Raw genomic sequence first — 16557 nt, 5'->3', positions numbered from 1 at the left:
GGAGCGGCTACCTCACGAACTGGTTGAGCTGGATGATCGGCATCAGCACTGCCAGCACGATCAGCATGACCACACCGCCCATGGCCACGATGAGCAGCGGCTCGAGGATGGTCGCCAGGTGCATCGCGCGGCGCTGGACCTCGGCGCCCAGCTGGGTCGCCGCGCGCTGCAGCATCAGCGGCAGGGTGCCGGTCTGTTCGCCGAGGCGGGCGAACATCGAGACGATGCCGGGGAATCTCTTCTTCTGTGCCAGCGCGGAAGCGAGCGGTGCGCCTTCGCGCACCAGCACCAGCGCGTCGAGCGCGTCGGCGCGCATCGCGCGGTTGCTCAGCGTCTCGGACGCGGCCTGCAGCGCGCGCAGGATCGGCACGCCGGCCGTCGCCAGCATCGCGAGCGTGCTCGCGAAGCGCGCCGCGTTGTAGCCGCGGGCCAGCCGGCCGACCAGCGGCAGCTCGAGCCAGGCGGCGTCGAAGCGCTCGCGCACGGCGGCGCGCGCCAGCGCGATGCGGGCGCCGAGGGTCGCCAGCACGATGGCGCCGAGCATCGCCCAGCCGTAGTTGCGCACGAAGTCGCTCAGGGCCAGCATCGCCACGGTAAGGATGGGCAGCGCCCGTTTCGTGCCCGCGAACACGTTGGCCACCTGCGGCACCACGTAGCTGACGAGGAAGATCACGATCACGATGGCGACCAGGGTCACGATCGCCGGGTACAGGGCCGCGCCGACCAGCTTCTGCTGCAGCGCCTGCCGCTGCTCGAGGTCGTCGGCCAGGCGCTCGAGCACCAGGCCCAGATTGCCGCTTTGCTCGCCGGCGCCGATCACCGCCGTGTAGATGGGCGAGAACTCGCGCGGATGCTGGGCCAGCGCCCGCCCGAAGGGCGAGCCCGCGTTGACCTCGGCACGCAGGGAGGCGATCAGGTTGCGCTGCTGTTCGGTCTCGGCTTCGTCGGTCAGCGCGGTGAGCGCGCGTTCGAGCGGCAGGCCGGAAGAGACCAGGCCGGCGATTTGCCGCGTCCAGACCGAGAGGGTGGTGGAGTTGAAGACGCGCTTGCCGCCCAGCAGGCGGAGCCAGCTCCGGTCGGGCGCGGCGCCGCTCTCGACGCTGCCGACGACGGTCACCGCCAGCGGAATCAGCGCCTGTGCGCGCAGCATCCCGCGGGCGCTGCGAGCGGTGTCGGCTTCGAGCACGCCCTTGCGGGGCTGGCCCTGTTGGTCTATGGCTTCAAAGGAATAGGCGGGCATGGTGACTGGCGACAAAATGCGCGAACCCGCATTGTCGGCGTTTGGCGTTGCCTTTTCGCCGCGCGGCTTCCACAACACCACACTGAGGAGTCTTCATGTCGCTTCGTACCACTGCTGTTGCCGTCGCAGCGCTGCTGGGAGCGCTTTCCCTTCCCGCCGCGGCGCAACCCACTTTCGACGGCTTCCTGTGCTGCAACATGCGCAGTGACGGCAGCTGGATCAGCGACGGCAACTATGCCGAAAGCGGTAAGCGGATCATCCCGGCCGGTACGCCGGCACGCGTCACGGGCTATGGCCGCAACCGCGTGCAGGTCGAACTCAACGGCAGCAAGCAGGCCATCGGCAACGACTACAGCCGCGACCTCGATCTCGGCACCTTCGCCAAGCGCTACGTGGTGAGCGAAGACCCGGCGCGCAAGATCGCGGGCTACCCGCCCAAGATCAGGGACGCGATCAAGTCGGCGCGCGTCACAAAGGGCATGACGCGCGAGCAGGTGGCGATGGCCGTGGGTTATCCGATGAGCAGCGAAAACCCGAACCTCGACGCGCCGGTCTGGCGCATGTGGCTCGGCAGCTTCAGCGAGTTCCAGGTGCTGTTCGACAATGCTGGCCGCGTGCGCCATGTGGAAACGGATCCGCAGACGCGCAATCTGGTCGTCATGGAATGACTCTCTTGGCCCCCCGGCTTTTCACTCCGCTTCGCTGCGTGTAACTCCACCCCCGAGGGGGCGGCTCGGCCGCGGCCGATTGGCCGATCAGTCTCTCGTCACGCGCAGCAGCTCGGCGCGCGAGGTCACGCCGGTCTTGACCAGCCGCTCGCCGTCCTCGCGCATCGAACGCAGGCCGCCGCGTTCGGCCGCCACGAAGAGCTGGCTTTCGGGCGCGCGGTTGTGGATCAGCGATTGCACCGTGTCGTCGGCCACCAGCAGTTCGAAGATGCCGGTGCGGCCCTGGTAGCCGGTCTGGCCGCAGGCGTCGCAGCCCACGGGTTCGGCCTCGTCGCCGGCGGCCGAGGGCACGGCGCAGACCGGGCAGAGCCTGCGCACCAGGCGCTGCGCCAGCACGCCGAGCAGCGAGGAACTCAGCAGGAAGGGCTCCACGCCCATGTCGGTCAGGCGCGTCACCGCGCTGACCGAATCGTTGGTGTGCAGCGTGGCCAGCACCAGGTGTCCGGTGAGCGATGCCTGGATCGCGATCTGCGCGGTTTCGAAATCGCGGATCTCGCCGATCATGATCACGTCCGGGTCTTGCCGCAGGATCGCGCGCAGCGCCTTTGCGAAGGTCAGCTCGATCTTGGCGTTGACCTGGGTCTGGCCGACGCCGGGCAACTCGTATTCGATCGGATCTTCGACCGTCATGATGTTGCTTCGGCCGGCGTCGAGCCGGCTGAGCGCGGCGTAGAGCGTGGTGGTCTTGCCGGAGCCGGTCGGCCCGGTGACCAGGATGATGCCGTGCGGCTGGCCGATTAGGTGCTGGAAGCGTGCCAACGTGTCGCCCTGCATGCCGACGGCTTCGAGGGTGAGCTTGCTTTCGGTCTTGTCGAGCAGGCGCAGCACCGCGCGTTCCCCGTGCGCCGACGGCAGGGTCGAGACCCGCACGTCGACCGCGCGCGTGCCGATGCGCAGGCTGATGCGCCCGTCCTGCGGCAGGCGCTTCTCGGCGATGTCGAGGTCGGCCATGATCTTCAGGCGCGAGATCAGCGCCGCGTGCAGCGCGCGGTTGGGCTGCACCACTTCGCGCAGGGTGCCGTCGATGCGGAAGCGCACGGCGGAAGTCCGCTCGTAGGGTTCGATGTGGATGTCGCTGGCGCCGTCGCGCGCGGCCTGAGTGAGCAGCGCATTGAGCATGCGGATGATGGGCGCATCGCCGGCGCTTTCGAGCAGGTCTTCCACCGCCGGCAGCTCCTGCATCATGCGCGAGAGATCGGCATCGCCCTGGACCTCGCTCACGACCGCGGCGGCGTTCGATTCGCCTTGCGCATAGGCGGCGCTGATGCGCTGCGCCAGCTCGTTGGGCGCCAGCGCCTCGAAGGCCTTGACGGGGTACTTGCGGGCCACCTCGCCGATCGCGCTGCGCGGCGGCACCTGAGGCATCCAGAGGGTGAAGGCGCCTTCTTCCGTTTCTTCGAGCAGCAGTTGCTGGCTGCGTGCGAAAGCGTAGGGCAGGGGATAGCGCACGGCAGGATCCTTAAGGCAGTTCGCGCGCCGTGGACGGGTCGGCCGTCGGCGGCAGCGCACCCTTCATCGGGCTCGGCGGCAGCGGTGCGTGCTGAGGCGGCAGCGGCGGCGGGATGAGGCGCGTGCCCTCGATGCGGCGCGACGGGTCGCCGCGCACGGTGTCGCTCAGCGGTGGCAGCACCGGCGCCCCGCGCACGGAGTTGAGCATCGGGTTGTCGGTCGAAGGCTGGATGTTCTGCTGCATCGCGCGCAACGCGTCGTAGCGGTCGGCCGTGATCGTGTCGCCGGAGAGCTGGTCGCGCACGATGGTCGGCCGCAGGAACACCATCAGGTTGGTCTTGCGGCGGCTGCGGACTTCGCTCTTGAACAGGTTGCCGAGCACCGGGACGTCGCCGAGGCCGGGCACCTTCTCTTCGGAGGTCGAATACTCGTCGGACAGCAGGCCGCCGAGCACGATGATGTTGCCGTCGTCGACCAGCACGTTCGACTCGATCGAGCGCTTGCTGGTGGTGGGCCCGTTCGGGTTGGTCACGGTCGACGCGACGACGCTGGAGACCTCCTGGAAGATCTGCATCTTGACGGTGCCGGTCTCGCTGATCTGGGGGCGCACGCGCAGTGTCAGGCCGACGTCCTTGCGCTCGATGGTCTGGAACGGATTGACCGTGTTGACGCCGCCGCCGGCGCTGGTGTACTGGCCGGTGACGAAGGGCACGTTCTGGCCCACGACGATCTTGGCTTCCTCGTTGTCGAGCGTCAGCAGATTGGGGGTGGACAGCACGTTGCCCTCGCCGTTGCTGGCCAGGAAGCGGGCCAGGAAGCCCAGCACGTACTGCCCGTCGCTGCCGTAGCGATGGCCGATGCCGAAGTTGAAGCCGGTCGAGGGCCGCGTCGCGGCGTTGCCGGTCGCCAGGCCGACCGCGAGATCGATGATGTTGGCGCCGCCAAGGCTCGAGTTGGTGCCGATCACGCCCACGTTGCGGTCGCCGCTGCTGCCGAGGCCGGCCTGCCACTGGATGCCGAACTCGGCCGCCTTGTCGGCATTGACCTCGACGATCAGGCTTTCGATCAGCACCTGCGCGCGGCGGCTATCGAGACGGTCGATCACCGCGCGCAGCTGCCGGTAGAGCGGCTCGGCCGCGCTTATGATCAGCGAGTTGGTCGCCGGGTCGGCCTGGATCTGTCCGCCGGTGGAGGGCTGCGCCGTTCCGGCGATCGGCACCGTGGCGGCGCTCATTCCGCCTTGCGCACCCGCGCCGAGCTGGCTGAACTGCTGTTGCTGCTGCTGGGCGGCGGGCGTGGTTCCGGCGGTGCTGAGGGCGCCGGCCGCGCCGCCCAGCGCTCCGGGGGTGCTCGGCTGCGAGCTCGCGAGCGCTGCCCGCAAGGTGATCGCCATCCGCACCGCGTCGGCGTTCTTGAGGTACACGACGTAGATGTTGCCGGCCGCGCCATTGCCGCTGTCGATCGGTGCGCGGTCGAGCCGGTCGATCAGCGTGCGGACCAGCTGCGACCGTGCGGGGTTGGCCGCGCGCAGGATGACGGCGTTGCTGCGCGGCTCGGCCAGGAGCGTGGTGCGGAACGAGGCGTCGGCGGTGCCGGGCGCGGTGCCCTGCACCTGTCCGGGCCCGGTGGCGGATCCGCCTTCGACCAGGCGCGTGAGCACCGGCACCAGGTCGGTGGCGACCGAGTGCTTCAACGGAATGACCTCGATGTCGGAGGCGTTCGGCACGTCGAGCGCAGCAATGATGCGCGCCAACCGCCGCATGTTCTCGGCATAGTCGGTGATCACCAGCGAGTTGTTGCCCGGGTTCACGTTGATCGTGTTGTTGGGTGCGATCAGCGGGCGCAGCACCGGCAGCAGATTGTTGGCCGACTCGTAATTGAGCTTGAAGACCTGGGTCACGATCTGGTTGCCGCTCAGCGTCGCGGTAGCGGACGTCGAGGTGCTGACCGCGTTGCTCTGCAGCTTGGCATCGGCCTCCGGCACCACCTTGTAGAGCCCTTCGGACTGCACGATCGCAAAGCCCTGCAGGCGCAGCGCCGCGGCAAACTGGTTGAAGGCCGCGGCGGGAGAGATCGCGCGGTCGGTCTGAAGGTTGATCGTGCCCTTCACGCGCGGATCGACCACCACGTCGCGGCCGGTCACGACCGCCATGGTGCGCGCGACGGATTCGATCTCGGCGTTGGTGAAATTCAGCGTGATCGGCTCGCCGCGTCGCGGCGGTGCTGCTGCTTCTTGCGCGAACGCGGCCGGAATGCAGGCGGTGATCAGCATCTGTGCCGCGAGGGCGGCGGTGCCGATGCGTGTCGCGTACGAAGACTGTTGCTTCATGGTCAACCCAGTGTGATGAGCGAGCGCGCGCCTTCGCGTCGCCCGATGATATTCAACAAATTCGAGAGCGCATCTTCGCGCCCCGGCGCGGCGCTGGCTTCGCCGTCGAAGCGCAGCGCGCTCCCGTTCCATCGTCCGCTGCCGCTGAGCTGGAGACTGCCTTCGCGGGTGGTCAGCAGGAGGGTCGGCGTCGGCCCGCCCTCGAGCGTGATGCGGTAGCTGCCCATCGGCTTGAGCGTCGAGAGGCTGGACGAGATGTCGGTGGCGTCGAGGACAGCGCGGCCGGCGAGCCGCAGTTGCGGGCCGTCCCATTGCATCGCGAAGCCCTGCATGGAGATATCGAGCACGCCCTCGGGCTTGAGGGTGTTCCACGGAGCGCCGAAACCGCTGAGCAGTGCGGCGGGCCAGCGGGACTGGCCGTCGCGCCACTCGAGCTGCAATCCGCCGGGGCGCGGACGCGCCTTGAACTCCAGCGGCTTTGGCGCGCAGCAGGGGATGTCGAGCGCTGCGGTCACGCCGTCCCAGCGCGGCCGCAATGTCCAGCCCAGCGTGCCCGGCAGCGAAATCGATTCGGCGCCGCCGGCGCCGCTCGAGAACACGACCCCCGCGCTGCCGTTCCAGACCGTTCCGCGCGCATTGACCAGTTGCAGGTGGCCATCGCTTCGCGCCGCCAGAAAGGCCGCCAGCCATCGTGCCGGCGCGTACACCGAGAGCGCCAGCACCGCGCCGATCAGCGCGCCCAGAATGGCCCAGCGCCGGCCGGTCGATGTACCGAGGACAGGAGAGCGTCGGGTGGCCATGGTGGTGACGGTGCTCAACGGGCCGGCAGGCCCATGACCAGCGTGCCGTTCCAGCGCACGACGGAAGGCTCGGCACCTGCGGCGGCTGCGGCGGCAGGAGGAGTGGCGGCCGGAGCGCCTTGCGCGGTGCGCGTCAGATGCGCCTCGCGCGGCACGGCGCGCGCATTGCTGCGTGCCTGTGCCAGCCATTGGGCGAGCGTGTCGGCAGGGGTGGCGCGCATGGCGATCGTCACGCCTTCGCCGGCGGCGGCCGGCTGCATCTGGGCGTTGGGCCCGAAGCTCTGGCGCACCGAGGTTTCGAGCGCACGCATGGCGTCGTCGCGGCTGGCGCGCGGCTGGGACTGCAGAGCCTTGGCTTGCGTCTGCAGGCTGGTCATCTGCTGCAGTTGGGCATCGAGTCTTGCATGCTCGGCCGGCGCCGACGACAGCGTGCGCAGCGCGGGCGCCAGCATTACCCACCAGAGCAGGGCAAGCACCACCAGCGCGGCGGCGATCGCGATCATGCGCTGCTCGCGCGGCTCGAGTTCGGGCCACCAGGCCTGCCAGCGTGCTTCGAGGGATTCGAGCCAGCTGTTCATCGCGCGGCCTCTGCCTGGACCAGCAGCAGATCGCCTTCGCTGCGCGCGCTGTAGCCGCGCGCGGACAGCGTGGCCGAGAGGCTGTCTGCCTCCGCGGGCTTCAAGCCCAGGCCGCGAAGCCGCAACTGGCCGGCGCTGTAGTCGATGGCATTGGGCACGCGGCCGGGCGGCAGGCTGCTTGCGAGCACGCCCAGCATGGGTTCGAAATCGGCTGCGGCAACACCGCCGGTGGCCTGCTGCAGGGAGGCGACTTCGCGTGCCATCTGCACCGGGGCATCGACCACCAGCTGCACCGACGGGAAAGTCTGCCTGAGGATGCTGTTCACCGCGGCGCGCTTGCCGTCGAGCGCGCTGCGCTCCTTCCAGGCCCAGGCATTGAGGCCGATGAGCTGGGCCAGCACCAGGACCAGCGCGCCCCAGCGCGCCGCACGCCACTCGGGCTCGTGCCATGCGGCTCGCCAGATCCCTGCCAGCTTCTTGCTCGCGCGGGCGCGGCCGGTGGACGCCAGGTCGAATTGCGCAAGGTCCCACGGCGAGCGGCTGGCCTGCAGCCAGCGTGCCGCCGGCTTGACGATCGGCACGCGGCGCCCGAGCAGGCTTTCGGCCTGTTCGGCCACCGCAGGTTCTGCCAGCATCGTCGTGCCTTCGGGGGGCGTGCCGAGCAGCGCAACGCCGGCACCGTCGAGCGGCAGGGCGGTCACCCCCTGGGTATCGCAGATCACGAGCTGCGCGGCGTCCGGCTCGCCGATCGCGAAGACCATCGGGGCTGCGCCGGCCGGCTGCGGCGCGAATTCGGGAACGATGCGCGTGACGCGGCGGCCGGCGGCTTCGAGGGCCTGCACCACGCTGCGCAGCCAGATCCGGTTGCAGGCCGCCACCCATGCGGGCGTGGCGGCTCGTGCGCCGGGCTCCAGCGCGAAATGCAGCAGCTCGGGTTCATCGAGCAGCCGGTCTTCGAGCAGGCCGTTGAGCACCGAGCGCACGCGCACGGCACCGCTCATGCTGCCCTGCGGCAGCGTGACCTGATGCCAGGAGAGGGCGGCCGCAGGCACGCCCAGGATCACTTCGTCCCCGCTCGGCAGCAGGGCCGGCGGCGCGCTTCCCTGAGACCGCAGCTTGCGGCCGTCGCTGGACCAGACCGCCCAGCCGTACTCGCCGCCGGCGGGAGCGGGCGGGGGCGGGACGGTGACGAGCAATAAGGCCATGGCGATCGGTGAGGGGTGGTCATTGTAGGTGGATGGTTCACATCCACCCGCTACATATTTGATAGCGCGTCACGCCCGTGGCGTGGGCGCTCCCGTGCTTTTTATCTTATATGCGTGACTAAAAGTTTCTGCTTCAGGACTTCGGCGGCGCTGACGTGGCGCCCGCACCACGTTCACGCCACACGATGCGAACCTCGATGCCGTCGCGCCGCAACAGCGACTGTTCCTCCACCCAGGTGCGGTCCAGCCGCAGCCGTCCATGCACTTCGAAGTAGCTGCTCCCCACGCTGTGCTGGCCTTCGCTGAACTGCACCGAGCTCTCCTGCAAGAGACGGTTGGCGTCGCTCAGGGTACGGAAGTGGCTGCGCGTGCGCTGCGCCACCAGGCGCTTGGCGCCGGCCAGATCGAGCGCGGGGACACTGGCGAACAAGGCTTCGGCGCTGGCGGTGTTGATGTTGAGCTTGCTGCCCACCGGCAGCACGGTGACGTAGGGCTCCAGCGCGGCCACGGTGTTGGGCGAGAGGCCGAGCCAGACCAGTTGGGAGGTGCGCTGCGGCATCAGCGGGCCGGTGGCCGAGGTGTCGGTAGTCACCGCGGGAGGCGTGGTGCCGGGGCGGGAGCCGCTGCCCGTGCCCGTGCCTGTGCCTGTGCCTGTGCCTGTGCCTGCGCCCGTCGTCGCGGCAACCGGCAGCGCTCGTTGCAGATTGGCTGTCAGCGCCGCCAGTTCCTGCGCGGGCAGGCCCAGCAGTTCGAACAGCTTGGTGAATACGACGACCGATGCGGGCACCGGCTTGCCGCCTACCACCAGGTTCAGCACGTTGAGCTTGGACTGGGCATCGATGATGCGGCCGGAAAGAAAGGCGTCCGGCAGGCCTTCGAGCACATCGCTGGCGATGTTCTTCTCGGCCGAAAGAAAGCTCGTCAGCTTGGCCTCCTCCAGCGGCACGGCCCAGGGCTCGGCCAGATGGTCTGCGCCCCCGCCCGCACCGGCGCCGGCGCGGGCGTCCTCGCGCAAGATCAGGCGCGACCAGTCGAGCGCGCCGATCAGCACCCAGGCCGACTGCACCCGCGCCCGTTCGGCCGCCTCGACCTCGACCGCGCGCCACTGCTGCCAGAGCGCCGCGGCGGCGAAGGTGGCGACCAGCGTGACGGTCAGCATGGCGGCCAGCAGGGCAGCACCGCGCGTGTCTCTGGCGGACTTCGATCGCGGCTTCATGATTTGGGCGCCATGGCGGTGGGCCGCAGCCAGTCGCGGGTCAGCAGCCCGGCAAGCCCCTGGCCGGGAGGCAGGCTCAGGACCAGGCGCACGCCGTCGGGCAGGGGCGTGCCTGTGCCGAGCACCTCGGCGCCGACGGCCGGAGTCCAGCTGTCGTTGCGGAAGTAGTAGAGCTGCCAGGCCTCGACCGGCATCAGTCCGAGCTCTGCACCGCGCAGCTCGCTGCCGGAGCCCGTGCTGCTGCCGCCATCCTGGCCCCATGCGGCGGCGCGGTCCCAGGCTTGCTGCCATTCGACGCGGGTGGTGATGCCGGGCGATTGCCAGCGCTGCCAGCGCGCGCCCACGGCGGCATCGGCGCGCAGGGTCCAGGCGACCACATAGACCACCGATTGGGCGGTGTCGGTGCTGCGCCGCGTGAGGCGCAGCACGCGGCCGTCCCAGTCCATGGGCCGGATCTGCGTCAGCGCCGTCGTGGCATCGAGATCCGCATTCCATTGCGACAGCGCGGCCTGCAGCGTGAGCATGGCGTCGCCTCGTTCGCGGTTCAGGGCCTGCGCGCGCGCCATGCCCTCCAGGCCGCGCCAGCTCACCAGCGCGAGCAGCGCCATCACCGCGATCGCGACCAACAGCTCGATCAGCGTGAAGCCCTTGGATCTGCGCATCAGTAGCGTCCCACGACAGTGGACAGGCGCAGCACCGGCGCGTCAACCGCATCGCGTACCTGGACGTCGACGCGGCGGAAGTTCGGGTTCAGGGTGGGCGTGGTCGAGATGGTGACGGCGAAGCTCACGTTGGCCTGGGTGCAGACCAGGCCGGCATCGCCGACCGCCGGCAACTGGCGCGCGAGCCGGGCCTTGATCAGTTCGTTTTCGGCGCAGAGCTGCGCGAGCAGCAGATCCGACTGGCGCTGCGCGTTGCGCGTGAGCGCCATCGTGGCCTGCGAGCCGGCCATCAGTGCGATCGCAACGATGCCGAGTGCGACCAGCACTTCGATCAGCGTGAAACCTGCCTGCCGGCGCCCGGTCATGGCGCGACCACCGTGAAAGGCCGCAGCCCGTCGGTGCCGATGCGCAGGCTGCGCACCGGCGGACCATCGGCGGTCAGCAGCACCTGCTGCGCCGCGATGATCGGTTCGGGCCCCAGCTGCAGCGCCGGGACCGCGGAACCGTCGGCGGCCAGGGGTTGCGCCGCGATGCCGTCGGCGAGCCAGGCGGTCGGCAGCGTGCCGGGCTGCAGGCCGTCGAAGATGAAGTTGCCGGGGCCTTGGGGCGTCGGACGCCAGCGCACCGCGATGCCGCTGGCACGCGATTGCGCGCGTGCCGATTCGAGCAGCGCCGCGAGGCGCTCGGCTTCGCGATCGAGCGTGGCCTGGCCCGAATCGCGCAGCGCGAGCCCGACGCCGGCCGTGGCGAGCGCGATGATCGCAAGCACCACCAGCAGTTCGAGCAGCGTGAAACCGCCGGTGCGGCGGCGGGCGCTGTCGGAGCGAGGGCCGCAGCGCTTATTGCCAGCTGCCGATGTCGGCATTCTTGCCTTCGCCGCCGGCCTGGCCGTCGGCGCCGAGCGAAAGCACGTCGATCTCGCCCTTGAGGCCCGGGTTCATGTACTGGTAAGGCCGGCCCCAGGGGTCGTTCGGCAGCTTTTCGACATAGGGCTTCCAGTTGGGTGCGGCAGGGCCGCTGGTGGGGCGGGTGAGCAGTGCCTGCAGGCCTTGTTCCGATGTGGGGTAGCGCTGGTTGTCGAGCCGATAGAGCTTGAGCGCCTGCATGAGGTTGTTGACGTCGGTCTTGGCGGCGGTGACGCGTGCATCGTCGGCGCGTTCGATCACGTTCGGCACGATCAAGGCCGCCAGCACGCCGATGATGACCAGCACGACCATCAGCTCGATCAGCGTGAAGCCGCGCTGCAGGGCGCGCGTAATGGGGCGGTGAGAAAGTGGCATGAAAGGTGGGAAGGGGATCAAAAAGAAGCGGGCCTCAAAAGAAGCGGGCCTTGCGGCATTGGCTGAATGATAATCCGGCCCCATGTCAGTTCCCTATGCACCCGCCCGCTGGCCGTCGGCTATCGCGACGACCGGCCTTTGGGCGCTTGCGGCTGCGAGCATCGTGTTCTGGGGGCTGCGGCTGATGGCGCCGTCCGATGCCGTCGCACCTCCTGCGGTGAGCACCGGCGCGTCGTTGACCGTGGACTCCGCGGCGGTGGCGCAAATACTGGGTGCGGTGCCCAGCCAGGCCGTGGTCGCGGCAACGCCCGATGCGGCAAGCCGCTTCGTGCTGCAGGGGGTCGTGGCCGACACCGATCAGCAGGGCGCTGCGCTGATCGCCGTCGACGGCAAGCCGCCGCGGCCATTCCGTGTCGGTGCCAAGGTGGCGGACGGCTATGTGCTGCAGTCCGTGAGCACGCGCGCCGCAGCCCTGGGTGCGAGCGTCGATTCGGCGCCGGCCTTCACATTGCAGCTGCCGGTGAGACCGCTGGCCGCGAATCCGCCGCCTGCGGTGCCTGGCGCTCCGCCGCCTGTGGTGGCGCCAGCTCCGCCGCGCTGAGGCGCCGGCCGGGCCTCAGGCCTGCAGGAACAATCGGTAGACCGGGTTGGCGGTTTCCTCCACGAAGGGATAGCCGAGCGTCCGGAGGAATTCGTCGAACGCGGCATGGTCGGCCGCCGGGACCTGCAGCCCGACCAGGATGCGGCCGTAGTCGGCGCCTTGGTTGCGGTAGTGGAAGAGGCTGATGTTCCAGGTCGGCCGCATGAGGCTCAGGAACTTCAGCAGGGCGCCGGGGCGTTCGGGAAACACGAAGCGCAGGAGCCGCTCGTCGTGCGCCAGGCCGGTGCGGCCGCCGACCATGTGGCGGATGTGCTCCTTCGCGAGTTCGTCGTGCGTGAGGTCGATGGCGCCGAAACCGTGCGCAATGAAGGTGTCGGCGATCGTCTTCGATTCGCCGCGCGCTGTCGTGGTCAACCCCACGAACACGTGCGCTTCCCTGGCATCGCTGATGCGGTAGTTGAACTCGGTCACGCTGCGTGATGCGCCCGGCAGCTGGCCGACCAGTTCGCAGAAGCGGCGAAAGCTGCCGCGTTCCTCCGGGATCGTCACTGCGAACAGCGCCTCGCGCTCCTCGCCCACCTCGGCGCGCTCGGCCACGAAGCGCAGCCGGTCGAAGTTCATGTTGGCGCCGCAGAGGATGGCCGCATAGGTCTCGCCGCGCGTGCCGTGCGCCTCGACATACTGCTTGATCGCGGCCACCGCGAGCGCACCGGCGGGCTCGACGATGCTGCGGGTGTCTATGAACACGTCCTTGATGCCGGCGCAGACGGCATCGGTGTCGACCGTGATGAACTCGTCCACCAGGTCGCTGGCGACACGGAAGGTTTCCTCGCCGACCAGCTTGACCGCGGTGCCGTCGGAAAACAGGCCGACATCGGGGAGCGTCACGCGTTGGCGGGCCGCGACCGATTGCATCATCGCGTCCGAGTCGTTCATCTGGACGCCGATCACCTTGATCTCGGGCCGCACGGCCTTGATGTAGTTGGCGACGCCTGCGATCAAGCCGCCGCCGCCGATGGCGACGAACACCGCATCGAGCGGACCCTGGTGCTGGCGCAGGATCTCCATCGCGATCGTGCCCTGGCCCGCGATCACGTCGGGATCGTCGAAGGGATGCACGAAGGTCAGCCCGTGCATCTTCTGCTGTTCGAGGGCGTACACGTAGGCATCGGAATAGCTGTCGCCATGCAGCTGCACTTCGCCGCCGAGCGCGCGCACCGCGTCGATCTTGAGCTGGGGCGTGGTCACCGGCATCACCACCACGGCCCGCGCGCCCAGTTTGTGGGCGCCGAGCGCCACCCCCTGGGCATGGTTGCCGGCCGACGCGCAGATCACGCCCTTGGCGAGCTGTTCGGCGCTCAACTGTGCCAGCTTGTTGTACGCGCCGCGCAGCTTGAAGCTGAAGACCGGTTGCTGATCCTCGCGCTTGAGCAGTACGGTGTTGCCCAGCCGCGCGCTCAAGGCGCGCGCCGGTTCGAGCGCGGACTCCACCGCGACGTCGTAGACGCGGGCGGTGAGGATCTTCTTCAGGTAATCGGCGGGGGTGAGCGGCGCTGTCGGCTTGGGCATAGGGCCGCGATCATAGGCCTGCGGCACCGAGGCAGGCAGCCCCAAGAAAAAAGCCCCGGGCCTTGCGGCTCGGGGCTAAATCCACCAATTGGGAGGGTGGAGGAGACAACCGGCGCACACGCGTTCGTGTGCGATGAAATAAAGTATATCGTTTGTTTGTTGCGTTGCAACAAGCGGGTGACGCTTTTCCAACACAAATCTACGTCGGCGTGGTTTTTTGCCCCGCCGTGACCCCCTGGAGTCTGCAAAAAATGGAATGCACAGTAAGTTGGAGCGGCAACGCGGGTGCTCGATCGGCGATGGGTTTCGTCGCCGAGACCGGCAGCGGCCACGTCCTGATGATGGACGGAGCGCCGGATGCGGCCAAGCCGGAGAACGGCGGACAGAACCTCGCGCCCCGGCCTATGGAAACCGTGCTCGCCGGCACCGGCGGCTGCACCGCCTACGACGTGGTGCTGATCTTGAAGCGCGGCCGGCACCAGGTCGAGCGCTGCAGCGTCAAGCTGACCAGCGAGAGGGCGGAAAAAGATCCCAAGGTCTTCACCAAGATCCACATGCACTTCACGGTGGCGGGCAAGGGAATACCTGCCGCCGCCGTGGAACGCGCGATCGCGCTGAGTCATGAAACCTACTGCTCGGCCAGCATCATGCTGGCCAAGACCGCCGAGATCACGACCAGCTTCGATCTGATCGAAACCTGAGCGCGGCCGGACTCGCCCGGTCAGATGCGGTGGGCGACCGTCGTCATCACGCGCGAGGCCAGGCGCATCAGGGCCTTGGTCGGTGCCGGCAGTTCCTGGGCGCCGGCGCTCCATGCCTGCGCTGCGTGGCGCGCTTCGTCCAGCTTCATCTGGTTGATCACGGCCCGCGACGCCGTGTCGCCGGCCGGCAGGCGGCCGAGGTGACCGTCCAGGTGCGCCTCCACTTGGCGCTCCGTTTCGGCGACGAAGCCCAGACTCAGCGGATCGCCGAGCCGTCCGGCAACGAGGCCCAGCCCGAACGCGCCCAGATACCAGAGGGGGTTCAGCACCGACGGGTGGGCCCCTAGCTCGTCGAGGCGCTGTCGCGTCCAGGCGAGATGGTCGGTTTCTTCACGCGCCGCCGCGTCGAAATGCGCCCGCAGCACCGGATCCCGCGCAACGGCAGCCTGCGCTGTATACAAGGCCTGGGCGCACACTTCCCCGACATGATTCACCCGCATCAACGCGCCCGCCTCTCGGCGCTCGGCCTCGCTGAGCTCGCCTGCGGGATCCACCGCCCGCGGGGCGGCCCGCGTCGCATGCGGCCTCGCGAACAAGGTGCGCAAGGCCGCATCTGCGACGGCCAGGACGGAGTCGAGCGAAGGATTCATGGGGCGATTGGAACCGATCCGAAATAGAGCTCATGCAGGGCAGGTCTTGTTTTGCATCGTGGTGTCGTGACGACTGCTAAAGCTTTGTTGCACTGCTGCAACGAAACGTCGAGGCTAGCCGCGATTTCGGGCGATTTGCTTTGCCCTGGTGAGACGGCTCTGGTGCAATAGCGACAACTTCCCAAAAGGAGGTTGGCCCGGGGTCCGGTAGGAGCACAAATGTGCCAGTCACGGTGAGCCCTTTCGCACCGGAGCCCTATGTTTAACCTTGGAGAAACTTGCAATGAAAAAATCTCTAGTTGCCCTGGCTGCCTTGGCTGTTGCCGGTGCTGCCTCGGCTCAGTCGTCGGTCACGCTGTTTGGTGTGGTTGACGCTGCTGTCAGCGGCTACTCGAACAAGTCGGAAAACGTCGGCTTCCCGGCTACCCCCTTCTTCACCGATAGCATCAAGGCCAGCCGCACCGAACTGCGGAACTCGGGCTACAACTCCAGCCGTCTGGGCTTCCGTGGTACGGAAGACCTCGGTGGTGGCCTGGCTGCCAGCTTCTGGCTCGAAGCCCCGATCAGCAATGACAACGGCCAAGAAGGCGTTGCGACCTTCGCTCGCCGCTCGACCGTGAGCCTGTCGGGTGGTTTCGGTGAAATCCGCCTGGGTCGTGACTACACCCCGACGTTCTGGAACGACACCGTGTTCGACCCGTTCGGCACCAATGGCGTTGGCACCAACCTGATCAGCACCGCGAACTCCAATTTCGGCGCTTGGCTCGGCGGTGCAACCACGAGCGTGCCCGGCATCACCAACGTGACCGGCAGCAACTACGTTCGCGCCAGCAACACGGTCGGCTACTTCCTGCCCCCGAACCTCGGTGGCTTCTATGGCCAGGTGATGTACGGCTTCCACGAGCGTAATAGCTTCGATCCGGGTACTGTGACGCCGGCCACGCTGAACAGCTCGCGTACCGGTCGTTACGTCGGCGGCCGCTTCGGCTACGCCAACGGCCCACTGGACGTCGCTGCCTCCTATGGCAACAGCACGATCGGCGACGACTTCTTCGCTGGCACCACCACCTCGGTGAAGACCTTCAACCTCGGCGCTTCGTACGACTTCGGCGTCGTGAAGCTCTTCGGTGAGTACTCGCAAGCCAAGAACGAAATCGATGTCGATACGCCGCTCTTCAGCGGTACCTTCAACAACGACATCGATCTCAAGGGCTACCTGCTCGGCGTAACCGTGCCGGTTGGCGCTGGTCTGATTCGCGCGTCGTACTCGCATGTCAAGTACGACCTGAACGTGCCGTTCTCGCTCATCGACGACCCGAAGGCCAACAAGCTTGCAATCGGCTACGTGCACAACCTGTCGAAGCGCACGGCTCTGTACGCAACGGTGGCCCGCATCCGCAACAAGGATGGTGCAAACCTGACCGTCGGCGGCCCGTCGTTCGTGACCACCTCGGCCGTGCTGCCGGGACAAGCCTTCCAGCCGAAGACCTCGACCGGCTACGACATCGGTATCCGTCACGCTTTCTGATTTGACGCTGGCGCAAGCCAG

Annotated in this window: 17 protein-coding genes; 4 read left to right on the top strand and 13 right to left on the bottom strand. The window is 68.3% G+C overall.

All coding sequences use genetic code 11. The features are described from left to right. Window positions 1–7: 7 nt before the first annotated feature. Complete coding sequence (gspF, locus tag EJI01_RS13410; protein WP_126837635.1) at window positions 8–1240, bottom strand: type II secretion system inner membrane protein GspF; 1233 nt, start codon at window positions 1238–1240, stop codon at window positions 8–10. A 95-nt stretch (window positions 1241–1335) separates the two neighbouring features. On the opposite strand from gspF, the gene EJI01_RS13405 reads away from it, so the two are divergent. Then, window positions 1336–1908, top strand: coding sequence for a hypothetical protein (locus EJI01_RS13405; RefSeq protein WP_126837634.1), 573 nt, complete (start codon window positions 1336–1338; stop codon window positions 1906–1908). Window positions 1909–1995: 87 nt separating this feature from the next. On the opposite strand, the gene gspE is transcribed toward EJI01_RS13405, so the two are convergent. The 10 genes from gspE to gspG form a co-directional block, all read right to left on the bottom strand. Further along, window positions 1996–3417: a type II secretion system ATPase GspE gene (gene gspE, locus EJI01_RS13400; protein WP_126837633.1), complete on the bottom strand. Its 1422-nt coding sequence runs from the start codon at window positions 3415–3417 to the stop codon at window positions 1996–1998. A 10-nt stretch (window positions 3418–3427) separates the two neighbouring features. Then, on the bottom strand, window positions 3428–5746 hold the full coding sequence (gene gspD, locus EJI01_RS13395; protein ID WP_126837632.1) for a type II secretion system secretin GspD: 2319 nt from the start codon (window positions 5744–5746) through the stop codon (window positions 3428–3430). Between the two features lie 2 nt (window positions 5747–5748). Continuing rightward, window positions 5749–6546: a type II secretion system protein N gene (gspN, locus tag EJI01_RS13390; protein ID WP_126837631.1), complete on the bottom strand. Its 798-nt coding sequence runs from the start codon at window positions 6544–6546 to the stop codon at window positions 5749–5751. Window positions 6547–6560: 14 nt separating this feature from the next. After that, window positions 6561–7124, bottom strand: coding sequence for a type II secretion system protein GspM (gene gspM, locus EJI01_RS13385; RefSeq protein WP_126837630.1), 564 nt, complete (start codon window positions 7122–7124; stop codon window positions 6561–6563). Then, complete coding sequence (gene gspL, locus EJI01_RS13380) at window positions 7121–8329, bottom strand: type II secretion system protein GspL (RefSeq protein ID WP_126837629.1); 1209 nt, start codon at window positions 8327–8329, stop codon at window positions 7121–7123. Before gspL ends, gspM begins: the two co-directional genes overlap by 4 nt. 133 nt (window positions 8330–8462) lie before the next feature. After that, on the bottom strand, window positions 8463–9545 hold the full coding sequence (gene gspK, locus EJI01_RS13375; RefSeq protein WP_126837628.1) for a type II secretion system minor pseudopilin GspK: 1083 nt from the start codon (window positions 9543–9545) through the stop codon (window positions 8463–8465). Beyond that, window positions 9542–10207, bottom strand: a complete 666-nt coding sequence (locus tag EJI01_RS13370; protein WP_126837627.1) for a type II secretion system protein J — start codon at window positions 10205–10207, stop codon at window positions 9542–9544. Before EJI01_RS13370 ends, gspK begins: the two co-directional genes overlap by 4 nt. Further along, entirely contained in the window at window positions 10207–10572 is a 366-nt protein-coding gene (gene gspI / locus EJI01_RS13365; RefSeq protein ID WP_126837626.1) for a type II secretion system minor pseudopilin GspI, read from the bottom strand. Before gspI ends, EJI01_RS13370 begins: the two co-directional genes overlap by 1 nt. Then, entirely contained in the window at window positions 10569–11072 is a 504-nt protein-coding gene (locus EJI01_RS13360) for a prepilin-type N-terminal cleavage/methylation domain-containing protein (RefSeq protein ID WP_126837625.1), read from the bottom strand. Before EJI01_RS13360 ends, gspI begins: the two co-directional genes overlap by 4 nt. Further along, the gene (gene gspG / locus EJI01_RS13355) at window positions 11047–11487 is read right to left on the bottom strand and encodes a type II secretion system major pseudopilin GspG (RefSeq protein ID WP_126837624.1); all 441 of its coding nucleotides are present in this window, start codon (window positions 11485–11487) and stop codon (window positions 11047–11049) included. Before gspG ends, EJI01_RS13360 begins: the two co-directional genes overlap by 26 nt. 82 nt (window positions 11488–11569) lie before the next feature. On the opposite strand from gspG, the gene EJI01_RS13350 reads away from it, so the two are divergent. After that, entirely contained in the window at window positions 11570–12088 is a 519-nt protein-coding gene (locus EJI01_RS13350) for a type II secretion system protein N (RefSeq protein WP_126837623.1), read from the top strand. Between the two features lie 15 nt (window positions 12089–12103). On the opposite strand, the gene ilvA is transcribed toward EJI01_RS13350, so the two are convergent. After that, window positions 12104–13657 (bottom strand): threonine ammonia-lyase, biosynthetic, encoded by a 1554-nt coding sequence (gene ilvA / locus EJI01_RS13345; protein WP_126837622.1) that lies wholly within the window; start codon window positions 13655–13657, stop codon window positions 12104–12106. A 251-nt stretch (window positions 13658–13908) separates the two neighbouring features. Here ilvA and EJI01_RS13340 point away from each other — a divergent pair, with 251 nt between their 5' ends. Beyond that, entirely contained in the window at window positions 13909–14358 is a 450-nt protein-coding gene (locus EJI01_RS13340) for an OsmC family protein (RefSeq protein ID WP_126837621.1), read from the top strand. A 20-nt stretch (window positions 14359–14378) separates the two neighbouring features. Here the strand turns inward: EJI01_RS13340 and coq7 are convergent, their stop codons facing one another. After that, a complete protein-coding gene (gene coq7, locus EJI01_RS13335) occupies window positions 14379–15008 on the bottom strand; it encodes a 2-polyprenyl-3-methyl-6-methoxy-1,4-benzoquinone monooxygenase (RefSeq protein WP_126837620.1) in 630 nt (209 codons plus the stop codon). A gap of 283 nt (window positions 15009–15291) precedes the next feature. Between coq7 and EJI01_RS13330 the strand changes: the two genes are divergently transcribed. Continuing rightward, the gene (locus EJI01_RS13330) at window positions 15292–16536 is read left to right on the top strand and encodes a porin (RefSeq protein ID WP_126837619.1); all 1245 of its coding nucleotides are present in this window, start codon (window positions 15292–15294) and stop codon (window positions 16534–16536) included. Window positions 16537–16557 lie beyond the last annotated feature (21 nt).

The sequence above is a fragment of the Variovorax sp. MHTC-1 genome (assembly GCF_003984645.1).
Lineage (GTDB): Bacteria > Pseudomonadota > Gammaproteobacteria > Burkholderiales > Burkholderiaceae_C > Variovorax.
Note: the sequence above shows the minus strand (reverse complement) of the source record. Positions and strands in the feature narration are given on the sequence as shown.